This is a genomic window from Shimazuella sp. NTD248, assembly GCF_059510395.1.
In genome coordinates this window covers 257,723-276,467 of sequence record NZ_JCAJZT010000005.1, presented here as the reverse complement: position 1 = coordinate 276,467, position 18,745 = coordinate 257,723, and the positions used below count along the sequence as shown (strand labels likewise).

Sequence of the window (18,745 nt, the reverse complement as noted above, 5' to 3'; positions counted from 1 at the left end):
GGAGTGTACGAATATGAAATTGTTTCAAGTATTTAAAGATGATCTTAAACATTTTGTAAAAAAACCCATGCTCATTATTACCTTTATAGCTGTCGCTTGTGTTCCCATTTTATATAGTGGTTTTTTAATCAAAGGGACATGGGACCCATATGGAAAACTGGAGAACTTACCGGTAGCAGTTGTCAATTTGGATAAAGGTGCTGCCTACAATGGGAAACAGTTAAACGTTGGAAAAGAATTTATGGATAAATTAGAAGAGAATCCGAAATTCGCTTGGAAATTTGTCAGTCAAGATGAAGCAAAACAAGGAATGGCTGATAATCGCTATTATGCGATGATCACGATTCCAAGTAATTTTTCCAAAAATGCAGCGTCCTTAAACACAGATGATCCCCATCAGGCAGAGATCCAGTATGAATCCAATAGTTATTACAATTTTATAGCAGGGCAAATAAGTGAAAATGCGACCAAAGAGCTGCGTACCGGGCTGTCTGATAATTTAACACAAGCTTATACCAGAAGTGTTTTCGGGCAGTTTACCAAGCTTTCCGATGGTCTGCAAACAGCAGGAAAAGGTGCAACAAATATTCAAAAAGGTGCCGGCCAGTTAGATGATGGATTAACAAAAGTATCTACCAACTTAGCGAAGTTATCTACTGGTGCAGTCAAAATTCAAGAAAGTACCAAAAAACTATCCGATGGTTCTACCGGATTGGTACAAGGTACGGGAGATATTAACAAAGGTGCTAACGACTTAGCGAGTGGAACAAAAAAGCTTGCAGCAGCAGGAAAACAACTGGAGACAGGGGCTAAAGAAGCTAAAACAGGTACTGCTAGTCTAGCAAATGGAATCCAAGCCTCAAAACAAGGAACAGATCGCCTTACGGCAGGACTTCAGTCTTCATTAAAAGGGAGCCAACAGTTAGAAGCAGGTTTGTCTGCTTCCAGTTCGTCAAGTAAAGATTTAGCGAATGGTGCATCGCAAGTATCTACTGGGTTGCAGCAAATGCAAATCACTCATCCGGAGCTTGCTTTAGACCCTAACTTTCAAAAGTTATTAGCTGCGAGTATTCAGGTGTCCTCAGGAGCCAATCAATTGAGTGAGGGGCAATCCAAATTATTAGCAGGCAGTAAATCGCTCACTTCTGCTCAAGAGCAATTATTATCTGGAAGTCAGCAATTGAGTCAAGGAAGTAATCAGTTGTTACAAGGAGCAAAGAAGCTCCAAACCGGTCAACAACAATTAGAAGATGGTCTTCACCAATACAATACAAAGTTTACAGGTGTAGTATCAGGAAGTCAGCAATTAGCGGAAGGTTCGAAACAATTACAAGCAGGAGCAGGAAAATTGCATGATGGACTTGGCCAGCTATCCTCGGGAAGTGGCACCCTAGTCTCAGGCAGCCAGCAGCTAGCAACAGGCACAAAGAAATTAGAAGTTGGAGCTGGAAAGTTAAGTGATGGCTCAGGAGAACTTGCTGCGAAGTTAAATGATGCAGCTGATCAAACAAGTCATATAAAAGCAGATGACAAAACCATCAAGCTATTTTCCACACCTGTATCAATCAAAGCAAATGACGATCGTCATATTAGTCTATATGGGTACGGGATTGCGCCGTATTTTATATCGCTCGCTTTATTTGCTGGTTCACTCGTATTCACGACTGTCTTTTCTGCTCGGACCTCTACGACGAGGAAAGATGCAGCTGGTTGGAAGTTATTTGTGAGTAAGACATTGACCTTTGCATTGATGAGCTTGGGGCAGTCTCTTATTGCATGTACCATATTGATATACTTCCTTGATATAGAGGTTCAAAACATCCCGCTGTTCTATGGTTATACGACACTAGTAGCCTTCACGTTTATGTTTTTCTGTCAGGCAATGGTAACCTTGTTTGACCAAGTTGGACGCTTTCTCATCTTACTAGTCATGATTTTCCAATTGGCTTCCAGCGCAGGGACATTTCCATTTGAGCTGCTTCCTAGCTGGGCAAAAGCACTCAATCCCTGGCTGCCAATGACATATAGCATTCGTGGATTCCGAGATGTAATTTCCAGCGGTAACTTTGGGGACTTACAAACTGATGTAAACCATCTCTTGATTTTTTTCGTTATCTTTCTAGTATTGACGATAGGTTACTTTTTCTTTAAACGTCCTAAAAGAAGAAAAGCTATGGCGAATTTGGTACATGCATAAAATGTAGACATCAATTCTGAAGTTTAAAATAGCTCGCCTAAGGTTAGGCGGGCTATTTGGTAAAGAAATGAAGCTGTTTTAGAAGACTGTACTTTTATGATACATGTTTGGTTTCTTTGATTTTGTACTCTTTTTTGATGAACATAAGGATGATATCGATTACTAAGAATAAGCAAATTCCAGCTAGCCAATATAAAAAGTCTGTCTTTGCCATAGTGTACAGTTTCCACTGACCAAATTCGTACAACATAGTAATGACATAACTAAGGATAGTAAAGACAATGACTTGAACAAGTATAGAAATAATTCCCCAATATTTGTTTTGTACTTTTTTTACAAGAAATTCTATGAATAAAGAAACTGGGATACTGATGAAAAAGATTAATGGAATAAGGTAAAGATTCCAAAAGAACATTCCTAAACCTAACTCATCTGAACCTGTAAAGATTACAAGCGAGCAAATAATAAACCAGTAAAGAATAGATCCAACTAATAATTTCCTCTTTAATGAAGAGTATTTACTTGAAATAGAGTAATTTTCTTTCGAAATGTTGATGAAAAAATGATTGAGTAACCAAAAGAACACTACAGCTGCAAGTATAGGACAATAAAGGTTTGGTCCTGAAGCATCTGCAATTGGTCTTAATAACAAAGTAGAAATCACACCAATAAACAAAAAATGTAGTAAAGCAGAAATGATTTTTACATTATTCTGTATCTTCTTTGTGATTGTGTCGAACACAAGGATACAGGTAACCCGAAAAAAAATAGGATTGGAATTAAGAAAACACCCATTTCTACTGCTAATCCAAAGTTTAAATCCCGCTAAAATAAATAACCATACAAAGCATAATATCCAATCAATAATACATAAATAATGGCGCTGTTCATCAATTTTTTTCTTACCATCATTATCACCTCAAGTTGTTTTCCTTGCTTTCACAATATCAAGTACTTATCTCTTCTCCTATTGATAAAGCTAAAGAAAAACTTACACTTTTGTAAGGATATTTGTTATGTTTCGAGGTGAGTTTGAAAATTACGACAAAAAATTTTAAATACTAAGAAATGAGAGCAAATCAAGTACTTTAGAATGGGTCTTTTTTTTGTTAAAAATGTGTTGACTCTCCTGTAAGAGGAGACATTAAGCTCAAAGAGAAAGGAGAGGTGAGATGTATTTTACAGTAAAGGAAATGGCAGAAATGTCGCATATAACGGTGAAGACACTACATCATTACCACAAGATTGGATTGCTTTTACCAGCAAAAATAACCGAGGCGGCTTATCGTTTGTACAGCATGACGGAACTGGAACGATTGCAGGAGATTTTGTTTTATCGAGAGTTAGATTTTCCGTTATTGGAGATTAAACGATTATTGGATCATGAAGCCAATCGGCAAAAAGTATTAGCAGAGCAAAAACAATTATTACTAACGCGTAGAAATCGGTTAGACCAGTTATTAGACACGATAAGTAAATCGATAGACTTTGAGAAAAGGGGAGTAACCATGGAGAAACAAGATTTATTTAAAGGATTTCGCAATGAGGAAGATTGGAGAGAGGCACTCAAAGAACAAGATCAGTATTTACAAGACAAATATGGGTATTCGCTATTAGATGAACAAAAAGAAATAAAGGTAGACGATCTCAACGAAAAGGCAGGGGAAGCGGTTCGTTTTACAAACAAGATGATCGTAGCATTACAAAAAGGTACGAAGTTTAATGACGTACAATTGCTAGAGACAATTGGAGAACATGTCGCTTATTTAAAAGCCCAAAATTTGTTATCCGATGATGCTCAGTTTGTAGAACAGACGAGATTCTTTTTAGAAGATGATTTCCACCGGACGATGTTGGAGGAACAGCAAACAGGACTTGCTTATTTTCTCTATGTTTCAGCAGAGGCTTATATTCAAGGTAATAGATGATAAATTGAAGTTAAAGTGAAGTGATGTATTTAAAAACAGATATCACAATAGTAAGACTTTATGATTTAGATTTTATTCCATTTGACAAAAGTAACATAGATGAGGGATAATACTCCTAGTTTAAAAAGGAACCTTTAATACAGTCCTGTGAGGCTGGCAAGGATGCGGAGATAGTACTATGACGTACTTCTTGTTCAGTGTGGGCAAGAAGTTTTTTTATTATCCACAAAGGAGCATTCCATTGTCCACAAAATTAATTTTGGATGAAGCGGCTGTTCGCCGAGCACTTACCCGTATTGCGCATGAAATTATTGAGCGCAACAAAGGGGTAAAGAACACAGTGCTAGTGGGAATCAAAACACGTGGGGTTTTTTTGGCAAGGCGTTTGCATGAGCGCATCTGGCAAATTGAGGGGCAAAAAGTACCGATTGGGGAACTAGATATCACGTTATATCGAGATGACCTGACTGAGAAAAACGATGAACCTCAATTGCGTGAAACCAATGTTCCTGTCATTGCAGGGAAAAAGGTTGTGCTGGTTGATGATGTGCTTTACACTGGTCGGACGATTCGAGCTGCGATGGATGCGTTGATTGATCTGGGAAGACCAGAGATGATCCAACTTGCTGTACTCGTAGACCGCGGACACCGTGAACTGCCGATTCGACCAGATTTTGTAGGAAAAAACGTTCCTACTTCCAAGCGAGAGATCGTTCAAGTTTCCCTCATGGAAGCAGATCGTCAAACCGATGAAGTTTCCATTAAGCAAAATAAGTAAATAATTCCTTTTAAAGGCGGTCCTGTGAGGCTGACAAAGGCAAACTTTTGAAGGTACCAAAAGTCTCTTTGTCATGCAGGCAAAGAGACTTTTTTTGACCAAATCAGTAGGGGGAGAACAGATGGCTAAAATACTATTGAAAAACGGACGTATTTTGGGAACGGCAGGAGATGAGTTGGTTACTCGAGACATCTTGATCCATGAAAATCAGATTGAGCAAATTGGGGAAAACATAGTAGATAAGGAAGCTACAGTAATCGACTTAGCTGGGAAATTTGTTGCTCCAGGATTTGTTGATTTGCATGTTCATCTGCGGGAACCCGGATATACCCATAAAGAAACGATTGAAACAGGAGCAAATGCAGCCGTTCGTGGTGGTTTTACAACGATTGCATGTATGCCAAATACACGCCCGGTTATCGATACAGTAGAAGTAGTCAAAGAAATCCTCGCCAAAGCAAAAACAGCAGGCAAAGCGAGAGTATTACCGATTGGCGCAATCACCACTCGCCAGCTTGGAGCTGAGCATACTGATTTTGAAGCATTACTGGAAGCAGGTATTTTCGCACTCTCCGATGATGGAGTAGGAGTTCAAAGCAGCCAAATGATGCGCGAAGCAATGCGAAAAGCGAAAAAGCTCGGATTACCTATTGTTGCCCACTGTGAAGATGACACCCTAGTCAAAGGTGGAGTAGTTCACGAAGGGAAATTTGCCGCAAAACACGGCTTGACAGGGATGCCAAGTCTATCCGAATCCATCCATATCGGACGTGATATTTTACTAGCAGAAGACACTAGTGTGCACTATCATGTCTGTCATATCAGTGCAAAAGAATCCGTGCGATTAGTCAGAGAAGCTAAATCTCGAGGTCAAAAGGTAACAGCAGAAGTTACCCCACACCACTTGCTGCTCTGTGAAGACGATATTCCAGATGTGGATGCGAACTGGAAGATGAATCCGCCTCTTCGTGCGAAAGAAGATAGAGAGGCATTGATTGCAGCATTGCAAGATGGCACGATCGATTTTATTGCAACCGATCATGCGCCGCATAGTGAGGAAGAAAAAGCAGCCGGAATAGAACTTGCTCCATTTGGAATCGTAGGTTTGGAAACAGCATTTCCTCTTCTCTATACCAACTTAGTAAAAACAGGGAAATTTACGCTGCGTCAGTTGGTGGAGTTAATGAGTACGAAACCAGCAGAACGGTTTAACTTACCGTATGGAAAGCTGGAAGCAGGACAGCTTGCCGATATTACGGTGATTGATTTGGAACAAGAACAGGAAATTGATCCAAAAACCTTCTTGTCCAAAGGGAGAAATACACCTTTTGTCGGATGGAAAACGCAAGGTTGGCCAACGCTGACAATTGTTGATGGTAAAGTAGTTTGGTCGGCTTAAAAAACAGATTGCATAAGCGGAGGGTGAACAGGATGAAAGCACGATTACTTCTCATAGACGGTACAGTATTTACAGGTAAATCATTCGGAGCAACTGGAGAATCCATTGGAGAAGTCGTATTTAATACAAGTATGACTGGGTACCAAGAGATTGTCACAGACCCATCTTACTGTGGGGAATTAATCACAATGACGTATCCGCTCATCGGAAACTATGGGTTTAACCGTGAGGACAACGAAGCTTTACAACCTCACTGCCAAGGTTTAATCGTTCGAGAGCATGCAGAGTATGCAAGCAACTGGAGAAATGAGATGCCGATTGACGAGTGGCTCGCCATGCATCATATCGTCGGGATTTCGGATCTCGATACACGGATGTTGACGAGAAAGATTCGAATTCATGGGACGATGAAAGGCATGATTACGACAAGTGAGGAGCCTGTTGAAGTTCTTTTATCTCGCCTGCAAGATGCTTCTCTGCGTACAGACCAAGTAGCACAAGTGAGCACGAAGAGCGTACAAATTTCTCCTAACAATGGGAAACGTGTGGTTTTAGTAGATTATGGAGCAAAGCACAACATTCATCGTGAATTAATGGAACGCAATTGTGAAGTAGTAGTGGTTCCTTATAACACAACTGCGGAAGAGATTTTGAAATATCAACCAGATGGTGTGATGCTTTCCAACGGACCTGGAGATCCAAAAGATGTTCCAGAATCTGTCCAAGCGATTCAAGGTTTACTCGGCAAAGTTCCGATCTTTGGCATCTGCCTCGGACACCAACTCTTGTCACTGGCTTGTGGAGCAGATACGGAGAAATTAAAGTTTGGTCATCGCGGGGGCAATCATCCAGTAAAAGAGTTAGCAACTGGACGCTCATACCTCACAGCGCAAAATCACGGTTATGTGGTTCGCGAAGAAACGCTGAAAAATACAGCTCTAAAAGTTAGTCATGTTGCGTTAAATGATGGAACAATTGAAGGTGTCGAACACAAGAAATTTCCTGCTTTCTCGGTACAGTATCATCCAGAATCAGCTCCAGGACCACTGGATAATGGTTACTTGTTTGATCGGTTTATGACAATGATGGAGGGGAAATAATCATGCCAAAAGATACATCACTTAAGAAAATCCTCGTAATTGGATCTGGACCTATCGTAATTGGGCAGGCAGCTGAATTTGACTATGCTGGTACACAGGCTTGTCAAGCATTAAAAGAAGAAGGTATGGAAGTTATTCTCGTCAACAGTAATCCTGCAACGATTATGACCGATACCAATATGGCAGATAAAGTTTATATCGAACCGTTAACGGTCGATTTCCTCACGCAAATCATTCGCAAAGAGCGACCTGATGGCTTACTTCCTACCCTTGGAGGTCAAACTGGGTTAAACCTTGCAGTAAAACTAGCAGAGGCAGGTGTCTTAGAACGAGAAGGCGTTCGCTTGCTTGGAACAGAACTGCGTGCGATTACTTGTGCCGAAGACCGTGACCAGTTCCGTGCTTTGATGCACGAGTTAAATGAACCCGTTCCTTCCAGCGAAATTGTACACACCGCTGATGCAGCTGTTGCATTTGCCAACAATAATGGTTATCCGGTTATCGTCCGCCCGGCTTACACTTTGGGTGGAACCGGTGGCGGTATCGTAAACAACGAAGAAGAATTGCGCGAAATCGTGGAGAATGGCCTTCGTTTAAGCCCAATCACCCAGTGTCTCATCGAACAGAGTATCGCTGGTTTTAAAGAAATTGAATACGAAGTAATGCGAGATGCCAATGATAATGCGATCGTCGTTTGTAACATGGAAAACTTCGATCCAGTTGGTGTGCACACAGGAGACAGTATTGTTTTCGCTCCAAGCCAAACTTTGTCTGACAAAGAATACCATATGCTGCGCTCCTCCGCGCTAAAAATGATTCGTGCTTTAGACATTCGCGGCGGATGTAACGTTCAATTCGCACTAGACCCAGACAGTTTCCAATACTATGTGATCGAAGTAAATCCACGGGTTAGCCGCTCAAGCGCATTAGCTTCTAAAGCGACTGGCTATCCAATCGCCCGAATCGCCGCCAAAATCGCTATGGGATACACTTTAGATGAACTGATCAATCCAGTGACAGGACAGACCTACGCTTGCTTCGAACCAGCCTTAGACTATGTGGTTAGCAAAATTCCACGTTGGCCTTTTGATAAATTTTCTTCCGCTAACCGACGTCTTGGCACACAGATGAAAGCGACTGGGGAAGTCATGGCGATAGGACGTACGTTAGAAGAATCCCTGCTCAAAGCTGTTCGCTCTCTGGAGATCGGTGCAGACTACCTCTACTTAACGGAAACGGCTGAGATGACTCGCGAGGAATTGGAACATAGATTGGTACGAGTAGATGATGAGCGTCTCTTCTTACTTGGGGAATGGTTCCGTCGCGGTTACACAGTAGAAGATGCTCACCAACTCACAAAAATCGATCGTTTCTTTCTAGTCAAACTGGAGCGAATCATCAAGTTAGAGCTTCATCTAAGTGAAACAAGCGAATTGACAGCAGACTTACTCTTGACTGCAAAGCGATTGGGCTTTACGGATCGAACGATTGCAAGACTTACAGGAAACAAAGGAAAAGCCATTGCTAAAAAGCGCAAAGAGCTTGGAATTACCCCAGTTTATAAAATCGTAGATACTTGTGCAGCTGAGTTCTCTGCTTCTACTCCTTACTACTACTCGACTTATGAGCAAGAAGATGAAGTGGAAAAAGGTGATAAGAAAACGGTTCTCGTCCTCGGTTCCGGTCCGATCCGCATCGGTCAAGGGGTAGAGTTTGATTATGCCACTGTACATGCGATTTGGGCCATTCGCGAAGCCGGCTATGAAGCAGTTATCATCAACAACAATCCAGAGACCGTATCTACTGACTTCAACACATCTGACCGCCTCTACTTTGAACCGCTCTTCAAAGAAGATGTGATGAATGTGATCGAACGAGAAAATCCGATCGGCGTGATCGTGCAGTTCGGTGGTCAAACAGCTTTAAACTTAGCAAGAGATTTACGTGAAGAAGGGATTCCAATCCTCGGTACTTCACTAGAAGAGATTGATCGAGCAGAAGATCGGAAAAAATTTGAGAAACTGCTCAGCGATGAAAATATCGCTCAACCGCCAGGATCAGCAGTGACTTCGATTGAGGCAGCAGTCCAAACTGCCACGGACTTGGGATATCCAGTGTTAGTCCGCCCATCCTATGTCCTCGGTGGACGTGCGATGCAAATTGTCTACAACGAAGCTGAACTTCGCGATTATATGGTAGAAGCAGTAAAAGTTAACCCGGAGCATCCAGTATTGATTGACAGATACCTTCTAGGAAAAGAATTAGAAGTAGATGCGATCTGCGATGGAGAGCAAGTCGTGATTCCTGGGGTCATGGAACACATTGAACGGGCTGGTGTACACTCTGGTGACTCCATCGCAGTCTACCCGCCGCAATCGATTACTAACGAGCAAAAACAACGCTTAGTGGAGATTACGACAAGTATTGCAAAAGCACTCAACACCAAAGGACTTATCAATATCCAATTTGTGCTGTTCAAAGAACAGTTGTATGTCTTAGAAGTGAATCCACGAGCATCTCGAACAGTGCCATTTTTAAGTAAAGTCACAGGCATTCCAATGGCACAAGTAGCTACCAGAATTATGCTCGGTGAAAGCCTAGCAGATCAAGGTTATACAGGAGGATTATGGCCGGAAACTCCTGAAGTAGCAGTAAAAGTTCCTGTGTTCTCCTTTGCCAAATTACGCCGTGTAGATATTATGCTTGGCCCTGAAATGAAATCGACTGGAGAAGTGATGGGTCGAGATCGCGATTATGCAAGAGCGGTCTACAAAGGTTTGATCGCAGCGGGAATTTCCTTGCCTCGATTTGGTACAGTTGTGGCAACGATCGGAAATAAAGAGAAAGAAGAAATAATTCCGCTGATGGAACGCTTTATCCAACTAGGATATCGGGTTGTTTCTACCGCTGGAACAGCAGATGTGCTGGAGAAAGCTGGTATTCCTGTCCAAAGAGTAAACAAACTAAAAGATGGTTCTCCTCATATTCTTGACATGATACGCAAAGGAGAAGCAGATTTAGTCGTAAACACTTGGACGCGTGGCAAAACCCCTGAAAGAGATGGGTTCCTTATCCGCCGTGAAGCAGTAGAGCACGGGGTAGCATGTCTCACCTCTCTTGATACCGTGGAAGCATTACTGACAACGATGGAAACCATTCACCTGTCTGCTCTGCCGATTGGCGAGGAAGCAAAGGTTGCCAGAAAACAAACGGTAATGGTGTAGGAGGGGCTCATGAGTAAACAAGTAATCATCGCTCTGGACTATTCCCTGCAAGAAGCGGAAGCTTTCTTGCACTCCTTTCCGCCTGCGTTTATCAAAGTTGGTTACCAATTGTTTTATGAAGCTGGTCCTGCATGGGTTGCCAAAAAGAAAGAGGAAGGCTACCAAGTCTTCCTCGATCTTAAGCTTCATGATATCCCGAACACCGTTTACGAAGGGGTAAAAACGGTGAGTAAACTTGGAATTGACTTATTAACGATTCATGCCAGCGGCGGAAGTCAAATGATCAGACGGGCGCGAGAAGCGGTAGAGCAAACAGCTACCGCAAACCACCGCACCAAAATTTTAGCAGTCACCCAATTGACCAGCACAGATCAAGCGATGTTGACGGATGAACTACAAATTCAAGGAAATGTGTCCGATTCTGCGATCCATCTTGCCCAGTTAGCACAACGATCAGGCGCAGATGGTGTCATCTGTTCGGGTCAAGAAGTAAGTGCGATAAAACAAGCAACTGCTTCGAATTTCCTAGCTGTTACCCCAGGAATTCGTCCAAAAGAAGCTGGCGCAGATGATCAAAAACGAGTTGTTACCCCCGTGGAAGCACTTCAGCGTGGAGCGGATTATCTGGTCATTGGCAGACCGATTACCAAAGCGAGCGATCCAGTACAAGCATATGAAAACATCTTACAATCGATCGAGGAGGCAACAGCATGAGTGAGTGGACATTAGAAGCAGCGATTGAACGGACAGGAGTATTAAAAAAGGGTCACTTTCTCTTAACATCTGGCCGGCACAGTGACCAATACATGCAAATGGCACAATTACTCCAATATCCTAGAGAAGCAAAAGAAGCTGGAGATGCTGTAGCAAAACTGTTTGCAGATCAAGAAATCGATCTCGTAGTAGGACCTGCGCTAGGCGGAGTGATCATCGCTCACGAAGTGGCAAGAAGCCTTGGAGTCCGCTGTATCTTTGCCGAACGCAAAGAAGGCGAAATGCAAATCCGCCGCGGTTTTGAAGTAGACCCTGGAGAACGCGTCTTGGTCATCGAAGACGTTGTGACCACAGGCGGTTCAGTGAAAGAAGTTATCGCGCTCTTGGAAGAAAGAGAAGCGAAGATCATCGGAGTAGGTTCTTTAGTAGATCGGTCAAAAGGCGAAAATCCGTTTGATGTTCCTTATAAAGCACTAAAAGCAGTGCAAATTGAAAGCTACTTAGCAGAAGATTGTCCATTGTGTAAAGAAGGTATTCCTGTGGTGAAACCTGGAAGCAGACATAAAAAATAAATTTGGATAAAGTGCCATCATGAATATGATGGTACTTTTTTTGTATTTATAAACAATTTATAATAGGGTAAGGAAGCGTTGTCTAACAGAGAGAAAAAACAATGTTGACGCCGAGTTCCTCTACCCCTACTCAGCTGTTTGCGGCTGATGTTTATACATTGAAGAGGATTGCAGAAGGGAAAAGGCAGGTTATCCTAGTTCATGGTTATCCGGGATCAGGTAAATCACGCTATGCTCAAAGGATGATTCGTGATTTTCGAAGACTCCTTGGTCTCAATGTAACCTTGATTGATCCAGACGAACGACACCGAATTATCAAGGGAGAAGTCCCCCCAAAAGTAGGTAGAAAGGCGATGAGAATCGCCTTGAAAAGGTTCGTTATGGAACTGTTGAAACCCTCCAAAAATCCCATTCTTGTTGCAGATGCGGGCGACAACCAAGGGATGAGGGATTCCATGATCTACTTGGCACTAGCCGTTTGTGAACTCTGGAATAGACTAGCACCTAAAATAGGGCTCAGAGAATACCAGACTCACATTCATCTTGTAATGGTACAGACTGATTGGTGGGTTGCGCTTTGTAGGAACGCTGTCCGTGATCGGCAGGTTGACCCAACTCTATTTGGGGATGCGGTTAACGGTGTCGATAGTACCTTTGAGTCAATGAAAGAGCTCTGTGATACATGGGAAGTGGTGGACAGCGGACTTTCCGAGAAAAATGCGCAGTTGTTCAGATTGTTGTATCAAGAGAAGAAGTGCAATTACAACCTACTACCTGATGGTTCCGTGTTTGGAACACTCCATTGTTCGAACGCAGTGGTTTCAGAGGGTGACCATCTTTGTCTCTTCCATCGGGCTCAAGTAACTAGGAGCCAGTTGAAATTTTGAAGAGATACCAGCAGTGCACCTTCTACACAGAAGATGCACTGCTGTCTGCATATAAGGTTATAGCCACTAATACGAAAATATAGTAAACTGATCACAAGGAAGAGTCTTTAAGGAGTGGAAATGAAATTTCTTTCTGTAGAGGACGTAGCTGCTGAAATCAAAAGACGGATCACCAGAGGTGAATTGGTGATCGGCGCTGCGCTTACCCCTGAAGAGGTTGTAGCTAAGGTATTTAAGACAGATAGAAATACGCTGCAACTCGCCCTTGAGCAACTTCACGAAGAGGGATATTTGGATGAGAGGAATCGAGTCCATAGGGATTGGCGTGATCGAACAAAAGCAAAGGGAGCATATGGTTCCACCCTCGTGCAAAATCTGCTGGAGGTATTCGGGGAAGCTGATGACGTGAGAATTTGCGTTTATAGCTTTACTTCGGAAACCTTCAATGGCGCTATGGGACCCATTTGGGAGAAGATTCAGAACAGAGAACTTGCGATTGGTTCGCTTTCTGTAAGGCTGTTGGTTTCGAACCCTACTGCCCCCCTTGTGATCCCAGCCATGGTGAATGATCCAAACGATCCTTTTGCGCTAGAGCGTTTGCTTCAGATCACGGATGAGCACACCAGAAAGCTTGTTAATGGTTTTAATGCGTTGCGGGAGAACGAAAATGTCGGTGATATTTGCATCGAGCTTCGAATGCTTCCGCAGACACCCACCCACAAGGTGCTGATCCTCAATGACCGATATTTGCAGGGACTGTATATTCCAGAACGGGTAACTATCCAAAACGAAGATATGACTGATCTTCGAGGATGGAGGATGCCCTTGGATGTCTCTCGAAATGTCGAAGAAGTTGCGGCAATGGTAGATTGGTTTGATGGGTGGTGGAAAGTAGCTACCCCTGCAGAAGTATAGAAGTAATTTGACCATTTCCATGTTTCTACTGTATGGAATAATCGGTATAGTAGAATGAAGGCGGCAGTGACAACTCAGTTGCCACTGCCGTCGCCTGTAACAATAGCTGTTTCAGGCTATCCAGCAGACGGTTGATCTTCTGCTAGGAGTACTTTAATATCGCTGGCCAAGGCCTTGACTTTCTGGATCAGCTTCTTTGCTAGTTGAGTAACATCGAAGGTTACATCCGACAAGCACTGTGTCCAGCTGTTCGAGACTGACGTGGAGACTGTTTGAATCCCCAATGGACTTTCCTCTTGCTCCAGACGTGCAGAGGCTTCGTTTGCAAAATCCCCCGCCTTCTTCACCAATGCCATTGCTGTCTTATAACGATACACCCATTCTGCATGAGTCCCATCTTTGTCAGCATCCGGCGCGTTATAGTTGCTCTTTGCCTCACTTGTCCGATCGATTGCCTCGTTCAGCTTGAGAAGCTCCTCTTGGCATCGTTCAATAAGCTCCAAGTAATGGAGAATGACTTCTCTTTCCGCTCCAAACGCTCTCCAAGCCGCTTTCTGTGTTTCATTCAGCTTGTTCCAAGCATCAAGCATAGTCGAGAACATGGTGCTATCTTGCCATGGATGCAGAGAAAAGTCTTCTGTGGAGATCAAGTCTCTCACATCTCGATAAGCGAGGACCAACTGATTGCGATCGCCGAGGGCTTGGTGAAGAGTCTCTGTCGCCTCCTCAAGCCTCCTCAAACTTGCCGATGAACAGAATCCCCGCACGTCTTCAGGGTTATAACTTCCCACGATGAACATTTCGAAGCTATCTGCTTTTGAAATGGGAGCCTCATCTGGATGGAACATTCCAGTGTGACTCATCGGTTGAAACTTCACTTGATGCAGATAGGAATCCTTGGCATATTCCTTCATCAGGTCGGGAAGAGTTGGACTATTGCTGAACACCAGGAAGACCCGGTATTTTTCTGTGGTTTTCTTTTCTACGAAGTCCAGCAACAGTCCAATCGAAATGTCATCGCCTTGTTCTCGGCTTGCGATTTTTACACATGAGACTTTACGGGATACCTTTAGCATGCTATCCGCGTAAGTTGTCCATGCATGCTCCTCGCCGGTGCCAAGAACAATGATGATCTTTCCGCCACTGTCTTCCAGCAAGTCGTGAAGTGTGGGATGAGAGGGTGCAAGTTGTCGGGTCATAGTAGGTAAATCCATTCTGTGAGTCACTGATTTAAATCTATTATAATCAATAACCGAATGGATGGAAAGGTTTCAAAAAAACACGCGGGCTAGGGGACGATGTCCTCTAGCCCGTTTCACTACGTTCCCGCAGTATTCTCCTCATTTAGGAGTTAGATATCCAACAGTGCAGTTTCTTCAGCTACCCCATTCCAGTGGCTGTCGAATGCCCTTCGGTTCTGTTCAGCTTGTTCTGTTTTTGCTGAGTAGTAGATGAGAGGCACATCTGTACTGAGCAGGTCACAGATATGCATTACCTCTCCGTTGTATTCGACGTTATGCCTCCTATACACATATGGTGCGGACAGGGACTCTTCATCGTTCAGGTAAATTCTTGCTGTAGGCATTATGGGTGAAGTCTTGATCAAGACTTTAACCCGTAGTTCCCCAGCTTTCTCTAGCGAATCCATTTGTTGAACGAGTGGAATTGCGAAACTTTGGCAAATTCCTCGCAGTCTTTCCTGAGGACGAGGATCAGTTGGATCGTCGACTAGGAAAGGCAGTCCATGCCTCAAGTTGAAGTTCGGCAGCATCAGACGGACAGTGATGGACTTCGGACGTGGCCGCCTCCCCATACGGATATCCGTGATGATGGGGATAATGGCATCGTAAAGCGACTGTGTAGTGACACTCCAAATAGAGAGTTCTACCTCTTCTTCGAGAAAGGTTCTTTCTAGAAAATTGTGAAGTCTTTCAGCAGGGGAGAGATGTGGTTCATAGTCCATATCCCATCCCTTTTTTGATGCTGAGATAATCCAGCGACCATAACTGAATTCGGTCACAAATCCCTTTTCCAGAAGAACATGGAGTGCTCTGCGCATGGTACTACCAGCTACCCCACATCTCTCAGCCAAAGCACTTTGAGACCAGTGCATGTCTGAAATGGAGCCGGTTCGAATTTCCTTTTCCAATGCTGCTGCAATTCTGAGGTGTACTTCTTCTAAATCCATCTTCACTCCTAAAGATGTAGGTGACAATAATAATTATACTGATTTTCTATCGATATAGCTATTTATGTCAGCTGGGATAATTCAATATTTTTTAGGGATGAACATGGGATTTAGAAAGAAAATAATATAAAATGAGTGTAGACCTGTGTTTCAAAGAGAAAGAGAGAAAAGTGAACACAAAAGGTGTGAAGGAACTTTTCTACGCCGGGGCAAAAGAAATCGACGAACTCAGCGCAGGATACAACGGTATTCTAATTGCGGAGTTTGGTCTTCCTGGTGTCGGAAAAAGCGTTGCTGCTCGCAATACGCAATGGGATTTCGAACAACTGAACAGTACCAAAATCTTTCGTCCTAACCATGTTGTGATTTTGGATACGGACAATTATCTCTCCGAGGCTGAAAAAAATGGTGAAATCGAAGTTACGAGAGAAAGAGCAGATCGAGCTTGGGAATTGACGATTGCTGAATATAGAAAAATCATCGTCAATGCCTCAAACCTAGTGATCATCGTGCCCGATGCTGGGGACGATTTGACGAAGAGAACTGAGATCTACGAGCTTGCCAAGGCGAACAATTTCTACATTCATTCCAGGTACCACAGAGCGTCTACCGAAACGGCTATTGAATGGAATGGAAATCGCCTGCGTAAGGTGGATTTCCACATTATGTATCGCGTATATCTGAGCTTGGAGACAACTTGGAAAGATATGCACGATAAGGGTCACAGCTTTGAGATTGTCGACGTCAAGCGTGTAGATTTTGATGCAGTTATTCGAAAGTTCTCTGCGACACAACTATCCAGTTTCCTTGCAGAAAACGTCTCTCTCATTCATACTTGCGTCGAGTATGCTAATGAGAATCAGGACGTTGAAAGAGCGCGCAGGGCATGGACTATGGCCAGAGACTTGCTTTCGTGGAAGACTCCAATTCTTCAGGCGTACCGAACTCGAGAGGGTTCGGAAGACGTAATGGGATGGTGGGCCTCTCTCGAACAATTGAAAGAGGATTCCTGGAATACATGGAAAAATCTCGAAAAGAGTCCATCTGTTTTGTCAGCCATGGCGATTTCTGAAGTAGCTTGGGGAGCTATTGGTGAGGTATCTCAGAGGATTGACGATCTTCGGGCAGTTATTCCCAAGGCATTTGAATTTGCAGAGCGAGCGAGTCGTTTGACCGATGATTCCAAGCCTTCTTTGCTTCAAGAAATCATTGCGTTTAAGCAAATCATCTATGAAGCGAGGAAAGCAGCACAAAGAGCAGAGGTTGCTCAACAAGATGCTCTCCGGTATTTGGAGGATTGCAAGAAACCGGAGAATACCAGTCGTGGAGAGATCCCAACAGACTTGGACATCTTTGGCGCAAGCTTGGAAGCTGGGAAAGCATCTCAAAAATGGGAAAATCTAGGCTGCGACACTTTCCTTGACACCTTGCATGTAGTTCTTACCCGACAGCTGAAAGTCATCCAAACTTGGATGGATGAACAGATCTGGAACGACAGTGTGTGGAATAGGGCAAGAATTGACTTGTACGGGGTCTTGAAAGAACTCGAATTGAGGCTCTAGTCCGGTTCTACACCAGCGGCGGTGACAACACATGATGTCACCGCCGCACTACGTTTACTTATAGTTTTGATATTTTGGCCCATATGTATCCATTTGATGAATCTTACCAAGAGAATGTCAAGAAATTCATATACGATGTGTCCAGCACTGTTTTCTCTGTTTTATGTCAAGGTTGAAATTCTTTTTGGGGAGGAAAAGAGGAACTTCAAAAAAAGTAGATTGAAAAGAACGCGGGCTAGGGACACGATGTCTCTAGCCCGTTACTACGTTTCCGCAGCCCCTATCGCTTTTTGAAGTCAGATTTCCTCCAGTAGTATTTTTTGATCAATCGAATCCCATTCTGAATCGAACGTAGTCTGGTTTTGTTTCATTTGTTCCGTCCCTGCTGGGTAGTAAATGAGAGGTACGTCTTTACTGACCACGTCCAAAATTCTCATCTCTTTGCCATTGAAGGTGACGGTGTGCTGTCTCTTGTGGTAGAAACCAAACAAGGATTCTTCACCGTTGAGATAAAATCGACCTGGAGGCAAAGTGGGGCTTTTCTTAATCCAGACATTTGCGACACGCCCAGGTGTCTGCAAAGACTGAATTTGTCGAACCAACGGAATAGCAAACCGTTTGGCGATTCCCCTTATTCTATTTTGAGGACGCGGATCAGCAGGGTTATCTAGTGACCTCGGTACCCCAAGAGGAACAGAATAGTCTGGAATAATCAACCGGATGGTGATTGATTCAGGACTGTAGCGATTTCCATTTCGGATATCCGTAAGGATCGGAGCCAATATCGGAAATAGGAACTCTGTCGTAAAACACCAGACTGAAAGTTCTGCTCTTTGTTCTAGGAATGTTCTGTTCAGAAAGTTGGACAGTTTCACAGAAGAAGGGAGACTAGGATGATAGTCCATGTCCTTTCCCATTCTGGATGCGATGATGACCCATTCCCCATATCGTTCTTCGTTAACAAATCCCTTTTGTTGAAGTACGAATAGAGCCATCCGCATAAGAGAAACAGGCACATGAAATTTTTTAGCTTTCTCATCCTGATTCCATCGCATTCCCGAAATGCAACTGTGACGGATCTCATTTTCCAATGCTTCTGCAAGTTCTATGGCGAGCTGGAGCGGCACTGTTTGTTCTGTCTTCATCTTTACTCCAAAAGCACTAGGTTACAATATTCATTATACTATTTTTTTAAGAATCTGCTATTTTAAAATAGGTACTAATATGGTAGGAATTTGATTAATAAATTATTTAGGAACATTTAAAAACAAATAGGATTAG

At 43.2% G+C, this 18,745-nt stretch carries 15 protein-coding genes; 11 read left to right on the top strand and 4 right to left on the bottom strand.

Annotated elements, in window-relative coordinates; all coding sequences use genetic code 11:
• The first annotated feature begins 13 nt into the window (after positions 1–13).
• Complete coding sequence (locus tag AC5WOE_RS13575) at positions 14–2,197, top strand: YhgE/Pip family protein (protein WP_496049109.1); 2,184 nt, start codon at positions 14–16, stop codon at positions 2,195–2,197.
• A gap of 94 nt (positions 2,198–2,291) precedes the next feature.
• Here the strand turns inward: AC5WOE_RS13575 and AC5WOE_RS13570 are convergent, their stop codons facing one another.
• Positions 2,292–2,939, bottom strand: coding sequence for a hypothetical protein (locus AC5WOE_RS13570; RefSeq protein WP_496049108.1), 648 nt, complete (start codon positions 2,937–2,939; stop codon positions 2,292–2,294).
• 430 nt (positions 2,940–3,369) lie between these two features.
• Between AC5WOE_RS13570 and AC5WOE_RS13565 the strand changes: the two genes are divergently transcribed.
• The 9 genes from AC5WOE_RS13565 to AC5WOE_RS13525 all read left to right on the top strand — a co-directional run bounded on the left by AC5WOE_RS13565 (position 3,370) and on the right by AC5WOE_RS13525 (position 13,714).
• The gene (locus AC5WOE_RS13565) at positions 3,370–4,125 is read left to right on the top strand and encodes a MerR family transcriptional regulator (RefSeq protein ID WP_496049107.1); all 756 of its coding nucleotides are present in this window, start codon (positions 3,370–3,372) and stop codon (positions 4,123–4,125) included.
• A 241-nt stretch (positions 4,126–4,366) separates the two neighbouring features.
• Positions 4,367–4,903 carry a bifunctional pyr operon transcriptional regulator/uracil phosphoribosyltransferase PyrR gene (gene pyrR / locus AC5WOE_RS13560; protein WP_496049106.1) on the top strand — a complete coding sequence of 179 codons (537 nt, stop codon included), beginning with the start codon at positions 4,367–4,369 and terminating at the stop codon, positions 4,901–4,903.
• Between the two features lie 121 nt (positions 4,904–5,024).
• On the top strand, positions 5,025–6,302 hold the full coding sequence (pyrC, locus tag AC5WOE_RS13555) for a dihydroorotase (RefSeq protein WP_496049105.1): 1,278 nt from the start codon (positions 5,025–5,027) through the stop codon (positions 6,300–6,302).
• A 32-nt stretch (positions 6,303–6,334) separates the two neighbouring features.
• The gene (locus tag AC5WOE_RS13550) at positions 6,335–7,402 is read left to right on the top strand and encodes a carbamoyl phosphate synthase small subunit (RefSeq protein ID WP_496049104.1); all 1,068 of its coding nucleotides are present in this window, start codon (positions 6,335–6,337) and stop codon (positions 7,400–7,402) included.
• A 2-nt stretch (positions 7,403–7,404) separates the two neighbouring features.
• Positions 7,405–10,626, top strand: a complete 3,222-nt coding sequence (gene carB, locus AC5WOE_RS13545) for a carbamoyl-phosphate synthase large subunit (protein WP_496049103.1) — start codon at positions 7,405–7,407, stop codon at positions 10,624–10,626.
• A 9-nt stretch (positions 10,627–10,635) separates the two neighbouring features.
• Positions 10,636–11,340 carry an orotidine-5'-phosphate decarboxylase gene (gene pyrF, locus AC5WOE_RS13540; RefSeq protein WP_496049102.1) on the top strand — a complete coding sequence of 235 codons (705 nt, stop codon included), beginning with the start codon at positions 10,636–10,638 and terminating at the stop codon, positions 11,338–11,340.
• Positions 11,337–11,912 carry an orotate phosphoribosyltransferase gene (pyrE, locus tag AC5WOE_RS13535; RefSeq protein WP_496049101.1) on the top strand — a complete coding sequence of 192 codons (576 nt, stop codon included), beginning with the start codon at positions 11,337–11,339 and terminating at the stop codon, positions 11,910–11,912. Before pyrF ends, pyrE begins: the two co-directional genes overlap by 4 nt.
• Before the next feature lie 101 nt (positions 11,913–12,013).
• Complete coding sequence (locus tag AC5WOE_RS13530; RefSeq protein ID WP_496049100.1) at positions 12,014–12,799, top strand: AAA family ATPase; 786 nt, start codon at positions 12,014–12,016, stop codon at positions 12,797–12,799.
• Positions 12,800–12,919: 120 nt separating this feature from the next.
• Positions 12,920–13,714 carry a GntR family transcriptional regulator gene (locus tag AC5WOE_RS13525; protein ID WP_496049099.1) on the top strand — a complete coding sequence of 265 codons (795 nt, stop codon included), beginning with the start codon at positions 12,920–12,922 and terminating at the stop codon, positions 13,712–13,714.
• A 116-nt stretch (positions 13,715–13,830) separates the two neighbouring features.
• Here AC5WOE_RS13525 and AC5WOE_RS13520 read toward each other — a convergent pair whose 3' ends face one another.
• Positions 13,831–14,577, bottom strand: coding sequence for a hypothetical protein (locus AC5WOE_RS13520; RefSeq protein ID WP_496049098.1), 747 nt, complete (start codon positions 14,575–14,577; stop codon positions 13,831–13,833).
• 488 nt (positions 14,578–15,065) lie between these two features.
• Positions 15,066–15,902: a helix-turn-helix domain-containing protein gene (locus tag AC5WOE_RS13515; RefSeq protein ID WP_496052795.1), complete on the bottom strand. Its 837-nt coding sequence runs from the start codon at positions 15,900–15,902 to the stop codon at positions 15,066–15,068.
• A gap of 131 nt (positions 15,903–16,033) precedes the next feature.
• Here AC5WOE_RS13515 and AC5WOE_RS13510 point away from each other — a divergent pair, with 131 nt between their 5' ends.
• Complete coding sequence (locus AC5WOE_RS13510) at positions 16,034–17,464, top strand: ATP-binding protein (RefSeq protein ID WP_496052794.1); 1,431 nt, start codon at positions 16,034–16,036, stop codon at positions 17,462–17,464.
• 296 nt (positions 17,465–17,760) lie between these two features.
• Here the strand turns inward: AC5WOE_RS13510 and AC5WOE_RS13505 are convergent, their stop codons facing one another.
• A complete protein-coding gene (locus AC5WOE_RS13505) occupies positions 17,761–18,609 on the bottom strand; it encodes a hypothetical protein (protein ID WP_496049095.1) in 849 nt (282 codons plus the stop codon).
• Positions 18,610–18,745 lie beyond the last annotated feature (136 nt).

What these genes read in the sequence shown, in the direction of transcription:
- AC5WOE_RS13575 (WP_496049109.1), top strand. Translation starts at nt 14, where the DNA reads ATGAAATTGTTTCAAGTATTTAAAGATGATCTTAAACATTTTGTAAAA.
- AC5WOE_RS13565 (WP_496049107.1), top strand. Translation starts at nt 3,370, where the DNA reads ATGTATTTTACAGTAAAGGAAATGGCAGAAATGTCGCATATAACGGTG.
- pyrC (WP_496049105.1), top strand. Translation starts at nt 5,025, where the DNA reads ATGGCTAAAATACTATTGAAAAACGGACGTATTTTGGGAACGGCAGGA.
- AC5WOE_RS13550 (WP_496049104.1), top strand. Translation starts at nt 6,335, where the DNA reads ATGAAAGCACGATTACTTCTCATAGACGGTACAGTATTTACAGGTAAA.
- carB (WP_496049103.1), top strand. Translation starts at nt 7,405, where the DNA reads ATGCCAAAAGATACATCACTTAAGAAAATCCTCGTAATTGGATCTGGA.
- pyrF (WP_496049102.1), top strand. Translation starts at nt 10,636, where the DNA reads ATGAGTAAACAAGTAATCATCGCTCTGGACTATTCCCTGCAAGAAGCG.
- pyrE (WP_496049101.1), top strand. Translation starts at nt 11,337, where the DNA reads ATGAGTGAGTGGACATTAGAAGCAGCGATTGAACGGACAGGAGTATTA.
- AC5WOE_RS13530 (WP_496049100.1), top strand. Translation starts at nt 12,014, where the DNA reads ATGTTGACGCCGAGTTCCTCTACCCCTACTCAGCTGTTTGCGGCTGAT.
- AC5WOE_RS13525 (WP_496049099.1), top strand. Translation starts at nt 12,920, where the DNA reads ATGAAATTTCTTTCTGTAGAGGACGTAGCTGCTGAAATCAAAAGACGG.
- AC5WOE_RS13520 (WP_496049098.1), bottom strand. Translation starts at nt 14,577, where the DNA reads ATGAGTCACACTGGAATGTTCCATCCAGATGAGGCTCCCATTTCAAAA.
- AC5WOE_RS13515 (WP_496052795.1), bottom strand. Translation starts at nt 15,902, where the DNA reads ATGGATTTAGAAGAAGTACACCTCAGAATTGCAGCAGCATTGGAAAAG.
- AC5WOE_RS13510 (WP_496052794.1), top strand. Translation starts at nt 16,034, where the DNA reads ATGAGTGTAGACCTGTGTTTCAAAGAGAAAGAGAGAAAAGTGAACACA.
- AC5WOE_RS13505 (WP_496049095.1), bottom strand. Translation starts at nt 18,609, where the DNA reads ATGAAGACAGAACAAACAGTGCCGCTCCAGCTCGCCATAGAACTTGCA.